Genomic DNA, 15,967 nt, shown 5'->3' with positions numbered 1-15,967 from the left:
AACAATGCAAGGAACCTTAAATGAAAGACGTCAACAACACAACATCCAACAAGAACATTGCGTGGTCCCGGCCTTCGACCCAGCCGGAACTATCGGGCAATCGTTCGCAAACGGATATCGATATCTGGTGGTCGCTTGTTGATAGGGTTCGCGAGATCGCGACGCGAAATGAATGGCCGAAGGCGGAAGTTGCCCGCCGCGTGGGCATGGCGGACAGCACATTCTCACTCTGGTATTCAGGCAAGTATCCCGGTCGTTTGGACATCCAGAACGTGACCGTTCAACAGTGGCTTGATGCACTGGACGATGCCGCAGAATTGAGCGCGCTCCCAACATCTCCGGCCTTTTTCAAGACCCGCACTTCTGATGAAATTATGGATGCGTTGAAGTGGGCGCAGGTTCAGCCAGAACTTGTCATGATTACGATCGGCGCGGGCATGGGCAAGACGATGACTTGCCGCCACTATCGGGCCACACGTCCGCACACATACATGGTGACGATGTCGCCACACACCAAAACCGTGAATGGCATGCTGGTCGATCTGGCAGCGGAACTGGATGTCATTCAGCACAATCCCGCCAAGCTCACCCGCGCAATCGGCAACCGGCTTGGTCGTTCCAGTACCCCGACACTGTTGATTGTAGATGAAGCGCAGAACCTACAGGACGAGGCGATCAATCAGCTTCGCCATTTTGTGGATGTTTTCAATTGCGGTGTGGCGCTTGTCGGCAATGACGAAATCCATAGCCGTTTTGCCAAGCGCGCCGATGGACCATCACACGCTCAGCTGAAAAGCCGTATCGGTAAGCGCCTGCGCTATAGCAAGCCCATCAAGGAAGATTTGCAGGCATTCATCAGCGCCTGGGGCGTAACCGAACCGGAGAGTGTCAAATTTCTGCTCGGCATCGGCATGAAGGGCGGCGCACTTCGCCAGATCGACAAGACCATGAAACTCGCAAGCATGGTCGCACTCGGCGCGGGCGAAGAAGTTTCGTTTCAGTTCATCAAGGCCGCATGGGAAAACCGTGATGTTGAGGACTTGGTGTAATGGGCATTGAGCTATCCACCATCCTCAAATCCATCGCCGACGAGTTGGGGCAGTACGACATCGATCAGCCGATGCCACCGCATCGCTTTGCCGATGTTTATGCCAAGCTCTCACTTTGTTCCGAACTCGCCACATCAATGGAAATGGAGCTGACGGGGTTTCGACTTCTGGAAGCCGATCGTGCGGGCCGCGCTTTCATGGAAACCGAGGCGACCAAGATTTTCAACGCTCCGGTGGCGACACATGACGGCAAGGTCATTCGGCCAGACTTCGGGGGGCGTCGATGAACCGCGATCCTTACGAAGTCAGCGAGACCCTTTTTCAAGCCCGCCGCAACGTCCTCCAGTTCGAGGAAAAGGGCAGATTGTTTCTGCCGATCGACATTCGCAACCTTGCCGACTTTTACATGTGCCTCGGCCATACCGCGCAAATCCTCGGCCACGAAGTGGCGCGACTGCGACAGGTCGATCGGGTCATGCAGCGGCATCCCATCGTCACCATCACAATCGAAGAAGCGACCCGGCCCGGCACCAATGTGGTGTTTCTCAACCGGTTCGGTTCTCCCATTAAAACCCAACCCTGAAAGGACATAGCCAATGTCTGAAGCACTCGCAGCATGCATCTTGGAAGAACAACCAGAGCAGGGCATCACCCTCGTAAATGGCAAGCGATACATGGCAAATGCCAAAGGCGCACTGGTACCGCTCGAACTGGTGAAGCCCGCCGACAAGCTCCGCGATGAGACGGTCCGCAAGGTGATGGGTTATGCGAAGGAAATTTCGACGCAGATCAGCCGTTTCCGCAAGCACAGTATGTCTGACCTCGACGGCCTGGATGAAGTGCTTGAGCAGGAATACAACGCTCGGCCCGGCGGCGTGAAGGGCAACCGAACCTATCAGACCATCGACGGGCTGATGATGGTAAAAGTCAGTATCAACGATTTTGAGGTCGCAGGCCCGGAATTGCAGGTCGCGAAAAGCCTCATTGATGAGTGCCTGAATGAATGGACGGACGGCGCGCGCGCTGAAATCCGCGCCATCATCACCCGCGCGTTCGATACGGAAAAGGAAGGCAAAATCAACCTGAAGGAAATCAAGAAGCTGACCAAGCTCGATATTTCCGATCAGCGCTGGAAGGACGCCATGCGCGCCATCGAGGACGCCATCGACGTTCAATATTCGAAACAATACGTCCGGTTCTACGAGCGCGCTTCCGTTCAGGATGAGTGGACTGCTGTCACCGTAGACATCGCCAAGGCTTGAGGTGACACCATGTTCGTTTCAAAACAAACCTGTCAGCTATTCGACAACCAAGCAAACGTAGTTGCGATCTACCCGTTGCAGGGACTGGCAACGGAAAACGTTCCGGACTGGCTTGAAGAATTCACGAATGATCTTGGTTATACAGACAGAATTCACCCAATATTTGATGCTCTTCCAGCATTGCGAAAACTATGCAGTGGTCCGCATTGGCCCACACCCGAACAGTTTCTAGATGCGCTCCAATTTGGGAATGAAAAGGGTTTCATTTTCTACGGAGATTGGGAACCTCGCGATTATCTTGACGACAGCACGTTTGTAAGTGGCCCTGGGCGGCGTCGTATTATTTGGGTTTATGCTGACACTATCGAAGCGGGTTTCGACGCCGTAATCAATGCGGCCAAAGCCGATCATGCCCGGCAAAAAGCGAATGCAGGTGCAGCATGAGCAACCATCCGCAACCTTCCACCTGGACACAAGAGCGCAAGCTTTCCGTTGCCAATCTACTCCGCGAAGGTCTTTCAGCTGGCCAGATCAGTTCCCGCCTCGGTGTTAGCCGTAATGCCGTAATTGGCATCATTCACCGCGACAAGATGCTGAGCGAGATCGGCCTTGGTGGTGGCGTCGGTGGTGCACGCCTGCCGAAGAAAGAGTCATCACCCTATAAACCCGGTCGCATGAAGACTACTGCGCGTCGGTCTCCAGCTCGGCAGGTACAAGCCGCGCCAGTCATCGTCGCACCTGTTGCCGCGCCGGAGCCAGTTTTCGTCTGCGAAGAATTGCCAGCCATCGATCCGCCAATTGAGCCGCTCGGCTTGCCATTGACCGATATATCGCTGCGTCAATGTCGGTTTGCCGTCAACAACGCGGCGAAGGGCGAACAGCATCTGTTTTGCGCCCATCCGGTGAAAAGCGGCTCCAGCTTCTGCGAGCATCATCATCGCCGAGTCTTTGTGCGTGCGTCGAAGGCAGGTGCAGCATGACCACTGAGAACGAAAAATTTTATGATGACATCATCGCGCCTCGTCTGCATCAGCTTGCAGAAGAATGTAAGCAGCGCGGCATGTCATTTGTTGCGAACGTCGAATATGACCCAGGCGCTACGGCTTCAACCATCCTCCTCGCAGAGAATAGTGGTTACCACGCACGCCTGATGTGCACTGCTGCACAATGTGGTGAAAACGTAGACGGCTTGATTTTCGCAATCATGAAGCATGCTCGGGAACACGGGCACAGCTCCCTTTGCCTCAAAATGCTTGGCGTATCACCCACCCCTGACCAGGAGACAGTACAATGAAGCCCGCTGTCAGCCAGTACATATGCCTGGGCTGTGAACAGGCCATCAACGTTGGTGAAATGGTCCTCAATGAATGGAGCGAAGGCGGCTATATCCATGCGGATTGCTGCAGCTCGGATCGTGCGTCTTATTGCGATGCTGATGGTGAACCGATCGGTGACGATGAGCCGCTGCCCACACCGTTTCCATTCCACACCGATATGGAAAGGTTGGCGTGATGAAATCCACCGCCGCCATACACGTTGCTAAAAAGCAGCTCGGTCTGGATGACGACACCTATCGCGCCATCTGCATCCGCGTGACCGGCAAGCACTCTTCAGCAGCGATGACGGAAAGCCAACGCCTGAAGCTGATTGATGAGTTTCGTCGTCAAGGCTTCAAGCCAGCTTCAAAGGCTAGTCGAAAGCGCCTTGAAGGCAAGTTTGCCGCCAAGCTCCAGGCGCTTTGGATTGCTGGATGGAACCTTGGTGTTTTTGAGAACCGATCAGACGAAGCACTGATTGCTTTCGTTCTGCGACAAACTGGCGTCGATGATGTTCGTTTCGTTCATCATGCTGCTGATGCCCGCTCTGCCATTGAAGGGCTGAAAAAGTGGATCGAGCGAAAGGTGGGCCCGGTCTGGATGGAAACAAGCGATATGGAACCTTGGCGGCGCATGGACGCCGCCAAGGTTGCCGCCGCTCAATGGAGCATTTTATCGCAGCTTGGCAAATTACCGGCACCGGGTGGCTTCGAAACCTACGTGCGCAGTCTTTGCTTTTTTTGGAACGAGCCCTTCAGGCTGGAAACCATGACCGGGAAGGATTGGCAGTCCGTCATGAACGAGCTTGGCAATGAGATCAGGAAGGCCAAGCAGGCATGACTTTCACGATCCGCGCCGTTTCCAATGTCGAGATAGCCAGCCAGCAGGTTATTGGCTTTGTGGCGTGGTCAGTTCGTGAACCCGTAAGATTTTGCGACCCGTTTGACCTGGGTGCAGTTCGCAGTCTTTTGCGACGCAGACATTCCGTCCAGTTCAAGCTTCGCTCCAGACACCATCATATTCAACGTGCCCGCAAAATTAAGATTGTCAGCTGGCACCTTGGCATTGATGAATTTCTCAATCGCACCTTGATCGAACGAAAGGCCGCAGGGTTCTTCGGCCGCCAGCACGCTGCCGAGCCCGCTTGCGAGTTGCATCGTAGAAAGATCATCGGCACGGGCGACAGCGCCACATGCCAAAAGTGCCAATCCAGCCAGTACCAGTTTCATATTCACCCCCTGCAAATTTCCTCCAATAAAGCGCGGCTCCCGCACTTTGGCAATGGTGAGGGCTTGATAATGGTTCAGCATTCAGCATCGCTGGTTAACCTGCCGCTGTTCATTGCGCCTGAACAGGCCGAGATCAATCGTCTCCAGGCAGAACGTGAAACCCTCCAGCGCCGTATCAACCTGATGCGGCCGCACTCCCATAAACGTGTCGAACTGGAAGCCCGTCTGCGGACTGTCACCGCGCGCCAGCTGGCTATATCGGCACAGATCGAGAGGCCACAGTGAAAGATCATCGTCTTGTGGCAGAGTTGCTCAGCTTACTTGGTGAGGACGACTTGATCCGCCTTGCAGAGGAACATGCGGGCATCCGCCTTTATGTTCCATCCAATATTGATAGATCGCAACTGATCGAAACGGTTGGCGCAGATATTGCAAATAGGCTCTCCCGGCGCTATGGCGGTGACTACATCAGCGTGCCTATGGTCCGTGATATCCGTGCACGCCGTTACCGTGACCAGGATGGCTTGTCGAACTCGCAAATTGCACGTAGGTTAGGCATCACTGAAAGCGGCGTTGAAAAGCTCTTCAACCGTTCGCCGGTCAAGTACCGCACGAAGAAATCTGACGACCGTCAGATAGAAATGTTCCCTTCCGAATAGTTCATCCTAGCGCCCGATTGCTCCGGCATGGGCTGACTTGAATGCCCCGCGTAAAACCGTTGTTAGACCCGCCCTTGTGGGCATGGACTTCAATGAGCTTTTCGCGGAGGGCGTGATGTGACCGACCTTGCATCCCAAATCAATCACACAGTTCTTGCCGCGATCGCGCCCAAAGCGCAGGTAAAGAAGATTGCAGGCCAGCAGCATATCATTGCTTCTGCCGGACCATTGTTGCCAGACCTGCTGAAAGAATTTCAGGTTACGACCGCGCTCCGCATTGTGCACTTTCTTGCCCAGGTGGCGCATGAGAGCGATGGCTTTTGTACCACCATTGAATATGCGTCAGGTGCAGCTTATGAAGGCCGGGCTGATCTGGGAAACACCCAGAAAGGTGACGGACCACGCTTTCGTGGGCACGGACTTATTCAGACCACCGGCCGCTCGAACCACAGCAAGTTCAATAGTTGGTCGCGTGCTCGTGACCCAAAGTCTCCGGATTTCTTGCTGTATCCTGAGAAGCTCGCTGAGTTTCCGTGGGCGCTTCTATCGGCCTTTTATTATTGGTCATCGAAAAACCTCAACGTACTTGCCGACTACGATAACCTGGTTGCGATCACCAAAGTCGTCAACGGCGGCACGAATGGCTTGGCCAACCGCGCCGCGTATCTCGCCAAAGCAAAGGACATTGTCGCCGAGCTACAGGCCGACAACCTTGCCACAAATCCGGGCGATGTGGTTCTGCGTCGTGGAATGCGCGGCCTTGCGGTTGCCGACCTTCAGCGTGCGCTTCGTGGTGCCGGATTTTATCATCTGTCGATCGACAGCATTTTTGGCCCCGGCACCGAACAGGCAGTTATCGCTTTCCAGCGTGATTATCGTCTGGTTGCTGATGGGATTGTCGGCGCCAAAACGCTTGCACAGCTGACGCGGTTCATGCCGGAGGTCGCGGCATGAGCGAACCGATCAAAGAACCCGGCTACCGCTCGACCCGCCGCTATCTTTGGGGCAGCTTCTATCTCGCCTGGGCTGTGATCCTGACCCTCGTTGGTGCCGCGTCGGTCGGCTCCGAACAGGCCGTGGCAATCGCGCCGATCGTCGTGCCGTCGATGGTTATGCTCATCATTGCTAATCTTGGCGTCCATCGCGGTTTCGGTTCTGTCGATTATTGGACACAGGCAAAGGCACTCTTATTCGATCGACGTGAGGGCAAACCATGATCGCAGCTCTCACTGCATGGTTTGGCAAATGGACTTCGCAGATCATGATCGCCGCCATTGTTCTTCTGGCGGCGGCAGTTCTCGCTTTCGGTGCTGTCCGCACCTTGCGCGATACGATTGGCGATGCGGTCGCAATCGCCGAGAAAGCCCGCGATGCTCATTGGTCCGAGCAGATTGCCAAGGCCAATGAGATGGCTGCGAAGAACATCATCGAGCAGATGAAAACCGCGAGCGCCCTGAACGAGAAGGCGCAAGCCGAAATCTCCCGCCTCAAGAACCAAGTCTCTCAATTGGAGGATGCCAATGCGGCTCTTTCTGACACTCCTGGCAGTGGCATCGATGTCGATCGCACAAGGCTGCTCAACAACCAGTTCCTCGGCGGAAAAGCCGGTTCTCCGTACTGATCAGGTGAAGCCCGATATCCCGAAGGAAGCGCGCAAACCTTGCGACCCGCCTGTCTCGTTGCCCGACCGTGCGCTATCAGCCAAGGAACTGACGCCGATGTGGGCGAAGGATCGATCCGCATTGTCAGGTTGCGAGGCCCGGCGCGCTGCCGCCGTGGCTGCTGTTGACGCGGTCCCGTTATCCATCCCCGTACCAGCGGAGCGACCAAAGTGACGGAAGCGGGAAACAAGGCACATGAACTGGCAGACCTGCGCGCCGAACAGGAGCGCGAGGCTGGCGTTGCTGCCGTGCAGACAGAACTGAGCCGGAAGGGTTCGAATATCTGTATTTCCTGCGGGGACGATATCGAACTTGAGCGTCGGGCTGCATTGCCATCGGCAAGGCGCTGTATTCAGTGCCAGCAACAATTGGAGCGGCAGGGCAAACAGCGGGGGCAGCGTTGATGGATCATCAGTTTTTAAAGGACTGGAGCGGCGTCATCGCCACGCTGATTTCGATTGGCACTGTGATTTACGCATGGCTTACCGCAGGCTCGCGTCAGAATTCGGACGAACTGAAATTAGTGAGTCAGCGGCTCGGCGTGGTCGAAGACGGACTGACTGAGATCAAGGCCGAGATGAAACACATGCCCGATGAAAAAGCGCTCACCGATCTGAAGCTGGAGATTTCGGAGATTCGCGGATCGTTCGGTCGCATGGAAGAAAATATCTCGTCTATGAGCCGCACCGTACATCGCGTTGAAGATTATTTGATCAATAAGGGGCAGCCATAATGAGCTTCGCCGATTTTCTCACAGAAGATGCTCGTCTGGTGATTCTGAAGGCGCTCGCCCAGGAAACCAACACCACATTGAATGAGGCTATCCTCACCAAGGTTTTGGAGACATTCGGTCATCGCCGTTCCCGCGAATGGGTGCGCACGCAATTGCGCAAGCTGGAGGAGTTGGGCGCGGTGCGTCTGACAGAAGCTGGCACAGTCGTGATTGCAGGTCTCACCCAGTCTGGACTTGACCATGTCGAGCGCCGGTCAATCATTGAGGGTGTGGCCCGGCCCGGTCTCGGAGGCTGACCATGGCAGAGGACAGGCGTGGCCGCTCCCGGCTCGACAGTCTGGAGCTATTGCCGGAAGAAGCCCAGGACGATGTGGTCTGGGCGATTGGACAGCTCAACGAACGCCGCCGCAGCCAGGCGGATATTCTTTTTGAGCTGAATGACCGTCTGGAAGTCAGAGGCATCGGCCCGATATCCAGATCGGCGTTCAACCGTAAAGCCATGCGTCTGTCTCGACGTGCTTCTCAATTGGAGGAGCGCCGTTACATTTATGCAGGCATCGCGGAGAAGCTTACGCCTGAAGAAATCAGCAAGTCCGATATTGTGCTCGGCGAGTTCCTCAAAACGCTTATTGATGAGTTGCTTGACGGCGATGGCCTTAATTCCAAGAACGCCATGGAGCTGGCACGCGCCTATAAGGAAACCGTGGTTGCGCAACGCCATTCTGCCGAACATCGCCGCAAGGCCGAGGAAGAAGCCAAAGCCAAGCTGGCGAAGGCGGTCGGTGACGCGACCGACGCTGTCGAGAAAGCTGGACGTAAGGTCGATGGGCAAGAAATCCTGCGCATGATCCGTGAAGCTTATGGGACATCCTGATGACACAGCCTTTGCTTTACGGCTATCAGCGCCGCTGGCTCACGGATAAAAGCCGTTTCAAAATTGGCAAGTTTGCCCGCCAAACCGGCAAGACGTTCACGACAACACTTGAATGTGTTGATGACAGTTTTGAGCATGCGATCAAGAGCCAGCGGACACGGTGGGTGATATTGAGCCGTGGCGAACGTCAAGCCCGTGAAGCCATGCTGGAAGGAATATACCCTCACGCCAAGGCTTACGGCATGGCGTTCGACGCCAACGAGTTTGATTGGCAGGGTGACACCGGCAGCTACAAGGCGCTGGAAGTGACATTGCCGCATGGCACCCGTATTACGGCACTGCCAGCAAATCCCGACACGGCGCGCGGCTTCTCTGCCAACGTATTTTTGGATGAGTTCGCATTCCACAAGGACAGTAATGCGATCTGGAAAGCGCTCTTCCCGGTTATCTCGGCCGACTGGAAGCTGCGCGTCACATCGACACCGAATGGCAAGAGCGGGAAATTCTTCGAGCTGGACACGGCCAATGACGATACCTGGTCACGGCATGTTGTCGATATCTATCAGGCGGTCAGGGACGGCTTGCCTCGCAACATAGAGGAGCTGCGTGCCGGTATTGCCGACGAAGATGCCTGGGCGCAGGAATATGAGCTGCAATATCTGGACGAGGCGAGCGCCTGGCTATCCTATGAACTGATTTCATCAGTTGAAGATGACGCCGCTGGAAGCCCGGAAGGATATCAGGGCAACGCATGTTATGTCGGTCGCGACATTGGCCGACGCAATGACCTTCATGTGATCTGGGTATGGGAAGAGATCGGCGACGTGTTGTGGTGTCGCGAGATCGTTGAGCAGAAGCGCGCTACCTTTGCCGACATGGATGCCGCCTTTGATGACGTGATGATGCGTTATCGTGTGGCGCGGGCCTGCATCGACCAGACCGGCATGGGCGAGAAGGTGGTCGAGGACGCGCTGCGACGCTATGGTCGTCGTGTCGAGGGTGTCCTGTTTAGCACCGGCAGCAAGCTGATCATGGCGAATGGCGGCAAGGAACGTTTCGAAGACAGGACTGTTCGCATTCCGATGGGCAATGTGCCGCTTCGCTCCGATCTGCACAAACTGCGCAAGGTCACATCTCCAACCGGCGCGCCGCGATTTGTGGCGGAGCGCGACGACGATCACGCCGACCGGACGTGGGCTGCGTTCCTTGGCATTCATGCCGCCAGTACGCCGCATATGGAATACGGGTACGAAACACGCCGAAGCCTTCCGTCCGGCGATCGCCGCCGATCCGATGATCGTGAGCGTTCGATTAATCCACAATTGAGAGGTTCGCTCTGATGGCACAGTTGGTCGATCAGTATGGCAATCCGCTGAAGCGGCAGGACGTAACCAGACCCTATGCAGGGCCGACAACCGGCGGCGTTCGTCCCGTCATATCCGGTCATCCGGCCGAGGGGCTTAATCCGCGTCGTCTTTCAGCCATTCATCGCGCAGCTGCTGAAGGTGATCCGCTCTCCTATCTGGAGCTTGCCGAGGACATCGAGGAGCGCGACCTTCATTATTTCGGGGTGATGTCCACCCGCAAGCGTTCCGTGGCGCAACTCCCCATTACGGTGAAACCCGCTAGCGATGATGCCGACCATAAAAAACATGCGGAGTTCGTCCAGTCGTGGATTAACGATGATGTTTTACGCGCAAGTCTCTTCGATATACTCGATGCGATCGGCAAAGGATTCTCCGTAATGGAGATCGATTGGCAAACCCGGCTTAGCCGGTGGGAGCCGCGCGAGATTACATACCGGCCGCAGCGGTGGTTCACCTTTGCCCGTGCCGATGGTGAAACAGTCGTGCTTCGCGATGATCCGGCTGAGGAACCGTTACCAGCTCACAAATTTATCATTCATCGCCACCCGTCAAAGTCGGGCCTGACGATCCGTTCGGGTATCGCCCGCGTGGCATCGTGGGCATGGATGTACAAGAGCTTCACGCTCAAGGACTGGGCGATCTTTGTGCAGAACTTCGGCATGCCGATCCGTATCGGGCGTTATGGAGGCGATGCCAAGGAGGAGGACAAGGACATCCTGTGGCGTGCTGTGACGCAGATCGCCGGAGATATGGCCGCGATCATGCCAGACAGCATGAAGATCGAATTTGAAGAAGTTGCCGCAAAGGGCGTTTCTGTCGATCTTTACGAACGTCGCGCCGACTGGATGGACCGGCAGATATCAAAGGCTGTCCTTGGTCAGACAACAACGACTGATGCTGTTTCCGGTGGTCACGCCGTCGCCCAGGAACACCGTCTCGTCCAGGAGGATATCGAGCGCTCCGACGCAATGATGGTCACGGCGAGCATCATCCGGCAGCTCGTTCCGAATCTGATCGCGTTTAATTTCGGGCCACAGGATCATTATCCGATAGTGCGCATTGGTCGCCCGGATGAAGTGATGCTGAAGGAATTTTCGGAAGCTTTCGACAAATTTGCCAAGCACGGGCTGACAGCCGGGGCGGCGTATATCCGCGAGCGCCTCGGTGTCCCGGCTCCCCAGGAAGGTGAAGAACTCATCGGCGGTCGCCAGCCTTCGACGGCTGATCGTCTCTTCGATACGCAGGGCCGTGCACCGGAACTCAATTCGGTTCGCAAGATGCTGCACGCCCGCGAACAGCAATCGCCGACCGAAGACATTATCGGCGAGCTGACCGATCGGCTTCAGGAAGATGCAGCTGGCGCGCTTGCCGGTCTGGCTGAAGAAATCAAAAGGGTTCTCATGAGCGCCGAGAGCATTGCTGATGCTGCCGATCAGCTTGCCCGCATGAAGCTGTCGCCTGATGAACTCTCCCAGGCAATGTCTCGCGGCATGGCGCTTGCGCATCTCGCCGGACAGGCCACTTTGATCGATGACATTGCCGGTCGAAAATAACGCCCCACAGGCGCGCGTTCGCTTCCTTTGTGAAGTGTGCCCGCAAAATTTTGCGAACGCGCGCCAGCGGCCTTCAATTCGCCTTCAATTTTGATGCTTCTGGAGCCTCGGACATGACGGATACGATTTCAGCGCTCGATCTGCCCTTTGATGAGGCGATCCGCTTTTTCCGGGGCAAGGCCAATGTCAAGACGCAAGTCTGGACAGATGTTTATGCGGCGGCGCATTCGAGGGCTTTCATGGTTGCCGGTGCCGCCACGGATGCGTTGCTTGACGACTTCCGCCGCGAGATCCAAAGGGCGCTTGAAGAAGGAACCACGCTGGAGGATTTCCGGCAATCCTTTGATGCCATCGTGGAAAAACACGGATGGGATTATCGCGGCAAGCGAAACTGGCGCACCCGCATCATCTTCGATACCAATCTGCGCACGGCCTATGCTGCGGGCCGCTATGCCAAGCTCACGGAGCCTGAAACGCTCGAAGCGTTTCCCTATTGGCAATATAACCATTCCGGCTCACTTCACCCCCGCAAGGAGCATCTCTCCTGGGACGGCATGGTGTGGCGTGCCGATGATCCATTCTGGATCACCAACTATCCGCCGAACGGCTGGCGTTGCGGTTGCTTCGTGACACCGGTCTCCGAAGGCGGCTTGCGCCGCCAGGGCAAAGCCGGTCCCGATCCGTCTCCTGATCTTGTTTTCCGTGCCGAGAAAGTTGGTGGACGCACCGTTCGTGTGCCGCAGGGCGTCGATCCGGGCTTCGAATATAATCCAGGTATGACGTGGCTTAATGGAGACGCGGAATGAGTGGGGTTTCTCTTGAAGTTGAGGTTACGGACAAAGCCGTACAACAGGCTTTCACCCGGCTGATCAGCGTCATGGGCGATACCACGCCGGTCATGAGCGCAATCGGCTCCGGCATGGTTGGTTCGACGCATCGTCGGTTCGTCTCACAGAAATCGCCCGATGGGGTTGCCTGGGAAAAGCTCAATCCGGAATATAAGAAGATCAAGCGCAACAGCCGAATCCTGACGGAAAGCGGTCGGCTGCTAGACAGTATCAGCCATCGCGCTAGCCGCGATCAGGTGACTGTTGGCACGAACACCCCCTATGCTGCCGTTCACCAGCTCGGCGCGACAATCAAACCGAAAAGTGCTTCACATCTTGTTTTTCGTCTGGCATCTGGCATTGTGCTGGCAAAGTCGGTTACGATACCGGCGCGTCCTTATCTCGGTATTTCCGATGATGATCAGGTCATGATCTCTGAGACGGTTTTCAGCGCACTTCAACGCCGCATTTAAGCCCTCTTAATTGGTGCCCGCCATCGCGGGCATGATAAGCTTTTGGCGAACGTGGTTTTCTCACGTTCATGGAAAAGCTTCTGATCTCTCTCATGATGAACCTCCCGACCGTCGAAAGCGGAGCGACCGCTGTTGCGCCGGAATGGGTTCATCTCATGCCCGCTGGCACTTTCAGCGGTGCTGATGGACGCGGCCCATTTGTGGCCGACGATCTTCAGGCGATCATCGCACGCTCTATCCAACCCGGTCGCAAGCTTCCCATCGACATCAACCATTCCATCGACAAGCTCGGCACGCAGGGCATCGACAGCCCCGCTGTCGGCTGGATTGTGGACATGGAAGCGCGCGAGGACGGTATCTGGGGCAAGGTCGAGTGGAACGCCAGAGGAGCTACTGCCGTTGGCGGGCGCGACTATGGCTACCTGTCGCCAGCGCTTTTTGTGACCGCGCGCGAACCGCGTCGTGTCGTTGAGATCGGTCGCGCATCGCTGACCAACGATCCCAATCTCAAGCTTAACTCCCTTCACACTGCAAACCTAACCGGAGAACCGGACATGGAAGAAGAACTGCGGAAGGCGCTCGGCCTTCCAGAAGATGCCGATGCGGCTGCGATCCTCGCCGCCGTGACGGAAAAGACCTTGCATTCAGCAACGCTTGCGAAGGTCGTTGAAACCGCTGGCGTGCAGATCGGCGCCACTGGCGAGCAGATCATCACCTTGCTTCAGTCCCGCCAGTCGGGCGACGACGCCGAGAAGGTCGAGTTGCGCAAAACGGTCACTGAGCTTCAGTCGAAGGTGACGACGCTGACCAATGGCGCGGCCAAGGACAAGGCTGAAGCAGTCATCGGTCGTGCGATCGAAGAGGGCAAGGTTGTTCCGGCCCTGCGCGATCATTTCATCAGCCGCCATATGAAGAATGCCCAGGAAGTCGAGGACGAGATCAAGCTTCTTCCTTCGCTGCATTCGACCACGCTTCGTGGCTACACCCCGAAGGAAGGCGGCGATCCGGCACTCACGCCGGAGGATCGCCAGCTTTGCGAACTGATGGGGCTTGATCAGGCCGAGTTCGCCAAGACCAAGAAATCCCAGAAGGAGATGCTCTGATGCCCGCTACTCGCGATCTCGACATTCCGAGCCGCAACGGCATCCGGTTTGGCTATCCGGTTAAGGCGGGCATCCGCTTTTTCGGTCGGGCCATCGTCGCCGTCACCGCTGCCGGTCTGGCAGTTCCCGCAGGTCATGCCGACGCTGTTGCGATCGGCGGGCTGGCGGAATTTCACGTCGATAACCGTGATGGCGCTGACGGCGATCTGATCGTCACCGCTATCCGCGATACGCGCGGTTTCGAATTTGACGCCGACTACGCCGATATCGGCAAGGCCGTCTACGCCACTGATGACGCAACTCTAACGCTCGACGGCACGGGCGGCGCGCTGAAGCTCGGCATCATTGCCGGTCTCGGTGATGACCGTACGTGGGTTTCTGTCGGCGCATAAGGAAAAACGACCAATGGATATCACTCCATCCACAATGCGCGGCCTCTATACGGCCCTTTCGACAGCGTTCAATACCCAGCTCGGTTCCACGACGACGCATTATCAGACCGTCGCCATGACCGTTCCATCAACCACAGCGGCCAACGAATATCCGCGCATGGACGATCTGCCGGGCATTCGCGAATGGGTCGGCGACCGTGTCGTTCATGACCTGTCGATGCAGACCTACACGATCCGCAACAAGGAATTTGAAGGCACGATCGGCGTTCGCATCTCTCAGGTCGAGGACGATCAGCTTGGCTTCCTGTCCTCGACAGCCTCCCAGCTCGGCCAGAACGCCGCACAGTTCCCCGATCAGCTTGTGTTTCCGCTTCTGAAAAAGGGCGAAACCACCAAGTGTTATGATGGCCAGAACTTTTTCGACACCGATCATCCAGGCTACGATGAAGAGGGCAAGGAAACGTCCGTCTCCAATTTCGCTGACGGTTCGTCTCCGGCCTGGTATCTGGTTGATGACAGTCAGGTCATCAAGCCGATCATCTATCAGAGTCGCAAGAGCTTCCAGCTTATCCGCAAGGATCAGGCGACCGACGACACTGTCTTCTTCGGTGGCAAGGCGGTCTATGGCGTCGATGGTCGTTGCAATGCCGGTTATGGCCTCTGGCAGCTGATCTACAAGTCCAAGCTGCCGCTTACCGCCGAGAATTATTCTGCTGCCCGCGCCGCGATGACTTCCATCCGCAAGCGCAACGGCGAAGTGATCTCCATCAATCCGCGCAAGTTGCTTGTGCCGTCCACCCTGGAAGGAGCAGCCCGAAAGCTGCTGCTCAACGAGCTGATCAATGGAGAGAGCAACGAGTGGAAGGGCACGGCCGAGCCGGTCGTTATCCCGCTGCTGGCCTGATCCAGCACATCCAAAATCCTTCCGCCCAAAACGGGTGGGAGGGTTTCTCAAAAGGGTCTTGAGACCCCTTTGAAAAGCCCTGAAACAACGGAGCACGAACATGGCGAAAGCTGCAAAGCCCACCGAAGATACCACGAAAGTACCAGCCGCCGAGCCTGTTGGTGGCCCACTGCCGAACAATCCCGACAACACCAGCCAGAACGGTGGTGCCGTCCAGGGCGATGCGAATTCCACCAATATTTCCCCGGCCACTGCGACCAACGACGGGGCCGGCAATCTGGTCGGTCCCGTCAGCGATCAGACAGTCGCTGCATTGGAGATCGAGATCTACGAAACGTTTCCGCATCTTGCGGCAGCTGTTCGCCGGTACATCGATGCGCATGGCGATGTTGATTTCGACGCCATCCGCATCACAGCCAAGCTCGACGGTTTGCGCCGTGGCGGTCATCGCCACGCGGGCACCAATGTGCACCCGCTTGGCAAGTTCGAACCGTATCAGCTCAACCAGATTTTCGGCGATCCCGATCTGATCGCCGATCTGGTTGAACTGGACGACTGAATACCC

At 56.4% G+C, this 15,967-nt stretch carries 28 protein-coding genes; 27 read left to right on the top strand and 1 reads right to left on the bottom strand.

Annotated elements, in window-relative coordinates; all coding sequences use genetic code 11:
- Window positions 1–20: 20 nt before the first annotated feature.
- From FIC94_RS06215 to FIC94_RS06175, 9 genes are read left to right on the top strand one after another with little or no spacing between them, the layout of a single operon-like run.
- Complete coding sequence (locus FIC94_RS06215; protein ID WP_140024294.1) at window positions 21–1,049, top strand: AAA family ATPase; 1,029 nt, start codon at window positions 21–23, stop codon at window positions 1,047–1,049.
- Entirely contained in the window at window positions 1,049–1,336 is a 288-nt protein-coding gene (locus FIC94_RS06210) for a hypothetical protein (protein ID WP_140024293.1), read from the top strand. Before FIC94_RS06215 ends, FIC94_RS06210 begins: the two co-directional genes overlap by 1 nt.
- Window positions 1,333–1,632, top strand: a complete 300-nt coding sequence (locus FIC94_RS06205; protein WP_140024292.1) for a hypothetical protein — start codon at window positions 1,333–1,335, stop codon at window positions 1,630–1,632. Before FIC94_RS06210 ends, FIC94_RS06205 begins: the two co-directional genes overlap by 4 nt.
- A 13-nt stretch (window positions 1,633–1,645) precedes the next feature.
- On the top strand, window positions 1,646–2,311 hold the full coding sequence (locus tag FIC94_RS06200) for a DUF3164 family protein (protein ID WP_140024291.1): 666 nt from the start codon (window positions 1,646–1,648) through the stop codon (window positions 2,309–2,311).
- Window positions 2,312–2,320: 9 nt separating this feature from the next.
- The gene (locus tag FIC94_RS06195) at window positions 2,321–2,755 is read left to right on the top strand and encodes a hypothetical protein (protein WP_140024290.1); all 435 of its coding nucleotides are present in this window, start codon (window positions 2,321–2,323) and stop codon (window positions 2,753–2,755) included.
- A complete protein-coding gene (locus FIC94_RS06190) occupies window positions 2,752–3,291 on the top strand; it encodes a GcrA family cell cycle regulator (protein WP_140024289.1) in 540 nt (179 codons plus the stop codon). Before FIC94_RS06195 ends, FIC94_RS06190 begins: the two co-directional genes overlap by 4 nt.
- Window positions 3,288–3,605 carry a hypothetical protein gene (locus FIC94_RS06185; RefSeq protein ID WP_140024288.1) on the top strand — a complete coding sequence of 106 codons (318 nt, stop codon included), beginning with the start codon at window positions 3,288–3,290 and terminating at the stop codon, window positions 3,603–3,605. Before FIC94_RS06190 ends, FIC94_RS06185 begins: the two co-directional genes overlap by 4 nt.
- Entirely contained in the window at window positions 3,602–3,823 is a 222-nt protein-coding gene (locus FIC94_RS06180; RefSeq protein WP_140024287.1) for a hypothetical protein, read from the top strand. The genes FIC94_RS06185 and FIC94_RS06180 overlap by 4 nt, the downstream gene beginning before the upstream one ends.
- Entirely contained in the window at window positions 3,823–4,467 is a 645-nt protein-coding gene (locus FIC94_RS06175; RefSeq protein ID WP_140024362.1) for a gp16 family protein, read from the top strand. The genes FIC94_RS06180 and FIC94_RS06175 overlap by 1 nt, the downstream gene beginning before the upstream one ends.
- A gap of 68 nt (window positions 4,468–4,535) precedes the next feature.
- Here FIC94_RS06175 and FIC94_RS06170 read toward each other — a convergent pair whose 3' ends face one another.
- Window positions 4,536–4,937 (bottom strand): signal recognition particle, encoded by a 402-nt coding sequence (locus FIC94_RS06170; protein WP_235891960.1) that lies wholly within the window; start codon window positions 4,935–4,937, stop codon window positions 4,536–4,538.
- On the opposite strand from FIC94_RS06170, the gene FIC94_RS06165 reads away from it, so the two are divergent.
- From FIC94_RS06165 to FIC94_RS06080, 18 genes are all read left to right on the top strand, one after another.
- Complete coding sequence (locus FIC94_RS06165) at window positions 4,926–5,141, top strand: hypothetical protein (RefSeq protein ID WP_140024286.1); 216 nt, start codon at window positions 4,926–4,928, stop codon at window positions 5,139–5,141. The two genes, FIC94_RS06170 and FIC94_RS06165, sit on opposite strands and share 12 nt — an antisense overlap.
- Window positions 5,138–5,515, top strand: a complete 378-nt coding sequence (locus tag FIC94_RS06160) for a Mor transcription activator family protein (RefSeq protein WP_235891959.1) — start codon at window positions 5,138–5,140, stop codon at window positions 5,513–5,515. Before FIC94_RS06165 ends, FIC94_RS06160 begins: the two co-directional genes overlap by 4 nt.
- Before the next feature lie 117 nt (window positions 5,516–5,632).
- Complete coding sequence (locus FIC94_RS06155; RefSeq protein WP_140024285.1) at window positions 5,633–6,469, top strand: peptidoglycan-binding protein; 837 nt, start codon at window positions 5,633–5,635, stop codon at window positions 6,467–6,469.
- A complete protein-coding gene (locus FIC94_RS06150; protein ID WP_140024284.1) occupies window positions 6,466–6,732 on the top strand; it encodes an NAD(P)+ transhydrogenase beta chain in 267 nt (88 codons plus the stop codon). Before FIC94_RS06155 ends, FIC94_RS06150 begins: the two co-directional genes overlap by 4 nt.
- Window positions 6,729–7,136, top strand: a complete 408-nt coding sequence (locus tag FIC94_RS06145; protein ID WP_140024283.1) for a hypothetical protein — start codon at window positions 6,729–6,731, stop codon at window positions 7,134–7,136. Before FIC94_RS06150 ends, FIC94_RS06145 begins: the two co-directional genes overlap by 4 nt.
- Complete coding sequence (locus FIC94_RS06140; RefSeq protein WP_140024282.1) at window positions 7,072–7,350, top strand: hypothetical protein; 279 nt, start codon at window positions 7,072–7,074, stop codon at window positions 7,348–7,350. Before FIC94_RS06145 ends, FIC94_RS06140 begins: the two co-directional genes overlap by 65 nt.
- On the top strand, window positions 7,347–7,580 hold the full coding sequence (locus FIC94_RS06135) for a TraR/DksA C4-type zinc finger protein (RefSeq protein WP_140024281.1): 234 nt from the start codon (window positions 7,347–7,349) through the stop codon (window positions 7,578–7,580). The genes FIC94_RS06140 and FIC94_RS06135 overlap by 4 nt, the downstream gene beginning before the upstream one ends.
- Window positions 7,580–7,909, top strand: a complete 330-nt coding sequence (locus FIC94_RS06130; protein WP_140024280.1) for a DUF2730 family protein — start codon at window positions 7,580–7,582, stop codon at window positions 7,907–7,909. The genes FIC94_RS06135 and FIC94_RS06130 overlap by 1 nt, the downstream gene beginning before the upstream one ends.
- A complete protein-coding gene (locus FIC94_RS06125; protein ID WP_140024279.1) occupies window positions 7,909–8,205 on the top strand; it encodes a VpaChn25_0724 family phage protein in 297 nt (98 codons plus the stop codon). The genes FIC94_RS06130 and FIC94_RS06125 overlap by 1 nt, the downstream gene beginning before the upstream one ends.
- A 2-nt stretch (window positions 8,206–8,207) precedes the next feature.
- The gene (locus FIC94_RS06120; RefSeq protein WP_140024278.1) at window positions 8,208–8,783 is read left to right on the top strand and encodes a phage protein Gp27 family protein; all 576 of its coding nucleotides are present in this window, start codon (window positions 8,208–8,210) and stop codon (window positions 8,781–8,783) included.
- On the top strand, window positions 8,783–10,123 hold the full coding sequence (locus FIC94_RS06115) for a terminase large subunit domain-containing protein (RefSeq protein ID WP_140024277.1): 1,341 nt from the start codon (window positions 8,783–8,785) through the stop codon (window positions 10,121–10,123). Before FIC94_RS06120 ends, FIC94_RS06115 begins: the two co-directional genes overlap by 1 nt.
- Window positions 10,123–11,703, top strand: coding sequence for a DUF935 domain-containing protein (locus FIC94_RS06110; protein ID WP_140024276.1), 1,581 nt, complete (start codon window positions 10,123–10,125; stop codon window positions 11,701–11,703). The genes FIC94_RS06115 and FIC94_RS06110 overlap by 1 nt, the downstream gene beginning before the upstream one ends.
- A gap of 113 nt (window positions 11,704–11,816) precedes the next feature.
- Complete coding sequence (locus FIC94_RS06105; protein WP_140024275.1) at window positions 11,817–12,509, top strand: phage head morphogenesis protein; 693 nt, start codon at window positions 11,817–11,819, stop codon at window positions 12,507–12,509.
- On the top strand, window positions 12,506–13,003 hold the full coding sequence (locus tag FIC94_RS06100; RefSeq protein ID WP_140024274.1) for a phage virion morphogenesis protein: 498 nt from the start codon (window positions 12,506–12,508) through the stop codon (window positions 13,001–13,003). Before FIC94_RS06105 ends, FIC94_RS06100 begins: the two co-directional genes overlap by 4 nt.
- A 68-nt stretch (window positions 13,004–13,071) precedes the next feature.
- Entirely contained in the window at window positions 13,072–14,106 is a 1,035-nt protein-coding gene (locus tag FIC94_RS06095; RefSeq protein ID WP_235891958.1) for a phage protease, read from the top strand.
- Window positions 14,106–14,498: a hypothetical protein gene (locus FIC94_RS06090; RefSeq protein ID WP_140024273.1), complete on the top strand. Its 393-nt coding sequence runs from the start codon at window positions 14,106–14,108 to the stop codon at window positions 14,496–14,498. The genes FIC94_RS06095 and FIC94_RS06090 overlap by 1 nt, the downstream gene beginning before the upstream one ends.
- 13 nt (window positions 14,499–14,511) lie before the next feature.
- Window positions 14,512–15,402, top strand: a complete 891-nt coding sequence (locus tag FIC94_RS06085) for a Mu-like prophage major head subunit gpT family protein (protein WP_140024272.1) — start codon at window positions 14,512–14,514, stop codon at window positions 15,400–15,402.
- 100 nt (window positions 15,403–15,502) lie between these two features.
- Window positions 15,503–15,961, top strand: coding sequence for an HI1506-related protein (locus tag FIC94_RS06080; protein ID WP_140024271.1), 459 nt, complete (start codon window positions 15,503–15,505; stop codon window positions 15,959–15,961).
- Window positions 15,962–15,967: the final 6 nt, after the last annotated feature.

The sequence above is a fragment of the Ochrobactrum teleogrylli genome (assembly GCF_006376685.1).
GTDB lineage: Bacteria > Pseudomonadota > Alphaproteobacteria > Rhizobiales > Rhizobiaceae > Brucella > Brucella teleogrylli.
Note: the sequence above shows the minus strand (reverse complement) of the source record. Positions and strands in the feature narration are given on the sequence as shown.

Excerpts from the sequence above, each read along its gene's own strand:
- FIC94_RS06215 (WP_140024294.1), top strand. The coding sequence starts at position 21 with ATGAAAGACGTCAACAACACAACATCCAACAAGAACATTGCGTGGTCC.
- FIC94_RS06210 (WP_140024293.1), top strand. The coding sequence starts at position 1,049 with ATGGGCATTGAGCTATCCACCATCCTCAAATCCATCGCCGACGAGTTG.
- FIC94_RS06205 (WP_140024292.1), top strand. The coding sequence starts at position 1,333 with ATGAACCGCGATCCTTACGAAGTCAGCGAGACCCTTTTTCAAGCCCGC.
- FIC94_RS06200 (WP_140024291.1), top strand. The coding sequence starts at position 1,646 with ATGTCTGAAGCACTCGCAGCATGCATCTTGGAAGAACAACCAGAGCAG.
- FIC94_RS06195 (WP_140024290.1), top strand. The coding sequence starts at position 2,321 with ATGTTCGTTTCAAAACAAACCTGTCAGCTATTCGACAACCAAGCAAAC.
- FIC94_RS06190 (WP_140024289.1), top strand. The coding sequence starts at position 2,752 with ATGAGCAACCATCCGCAACCTTCCACCTGGACACAAGAGCGCAAGCTT.
- FIC94_RS06185 (WP_140024288.1), top strand. The coding sequence starts at position 3,288 with ATGACCACTGAGAACGAAAAATTTTATGATGACATCATCGCGCCTCGT.
- FIC94_RS06180 (WP_140024287.1), top strand. The coding sequence starts at position 3,602 with ATGAAGCCCGCTGTCAGCCAGTACATATGCCTGGGCTGTGAACAGGCC.
- FIC94_RS06175 (WP_140024362.1), top strand. The coding sequence starts at position 3,823 with ATGAAATCCACCGCCGCCATACACGTTGCTAAAAAGCAGCTCGGTCTG.
- FIC94_RS06165 (WP_140024286.1), top strand. The coding sequence starts at position 4,926 with ATGGTTCAGCATTCAGCATCGCTGGTTAACCTGCCGCTGTTCATTGCG.
- FIC94_RS06170 (WP_235891960.1), bottom strand. The coding sequence starts at position 4,937 with ATGCTGAACCATTATCAAGCCCTCACCATTGCCAAAGTGCGGGAGCCG.
- FIC94_RS06150 (WP_140024284.1), top strand. The coding sequence starts at position 6,466 with ATGAGCGAACCGATCAAAGAACCCGGCTACCGCTCGACCCGCCGCTAT.
- FIC94_RS06145 (WP_140024283.1), top strand. The coding sequence starts at position 6,729 with ATGATCGCAGCTCTCACTGCATGGTTTGGCAAATGGACTTCGCAGATC.
- FIC94_RS06140 (WP_140024282.1), top strand. The coding sequence starts at position 7,072 with ATGTCGATCGCACAAGGCTGCTCAACAACCAGTTCCTCGGCGGAAAAG.
- FIC94_RS06130 (WP_140024280.1), top strand. The coding sequence starts at position 7,580 with ATGGATCATCAGTTTTTAAAGGACTGGAGCGGCGTCATCGCCACGCTG.
- FIC94_RS06125 (WP_140024279.1), top strand. The coding sequence starts at position 7,909 with ATGAGCTTCGCCGATTTTCTCACAGAAGATGCTCGTCTGGTGATTCTG.
- FIC94_RS06120 (WP_140024278.1), top strand. The coding sequence starts at position 8,208 with ATGGCAGAGGACAGGCGTGGCCGCTCCCGGCTCGACAGTCTGGAGCTA.
- FIC94_RS06115 (WP_140024277.1), top strand. The coding sequence starts at position 8,783 with ATGACACAGCCTTTGCTTTACGGCTATCAGCGCCGCTGGCTCACGGAT.
- FIC94_RS06110 (WP_140024276.1), top strand. The coding sequence starts at position 10,123 with ATGGCACAGTTGGTCGATCAGTATGGCAATCCGCTGAAGCGGCAGGAC.
- FIC94_RS06105 (WP_140024275.1), top strand. The coding sequence starts at position 11,817 with ATGACGGATACGATTTCAGCGCTCGATCTGCCCTTTGATGAGGCGATC.
- FIC94_RS06100 (WP_140024274.1), top strand. The coding sequence starts at position 12,506 with ATGAGTGGGGTTTCTCTTGAAGTTGAGGTTACGGACAAAGCCGTACAA.
- FIC94_RS06095 (WP_235891958.1), top strand. The coding sequence starts at position 13,072 with ATGGAAAAGCTTCTGATCTCTCTCATGATGAACCTCCCGACCGTCGAA.
- FIC94_RS06090 (WP_140024273.1), top strand. The coding sequence starts at position 14,106 with ATGCCCGCTACTCGCGATCTCGACATTCCGAGCCGCAACGGCATCCGG.
- FIC94_RS06085 (WP_140024272.1), top strand. The coding sequence starts at position 14,512 with ATGGATATCACTCCATCCACAATGCGCGGCCTCTATACGGCCCTTTCG.
- FIC94_RS06080 (WP_140024271.1), top strand. The coding sequence starts at position 15,503 with ATGGCGAAAGCTGCAAAGCCCACCGAAGATACCACGAAAGTACCAGCC.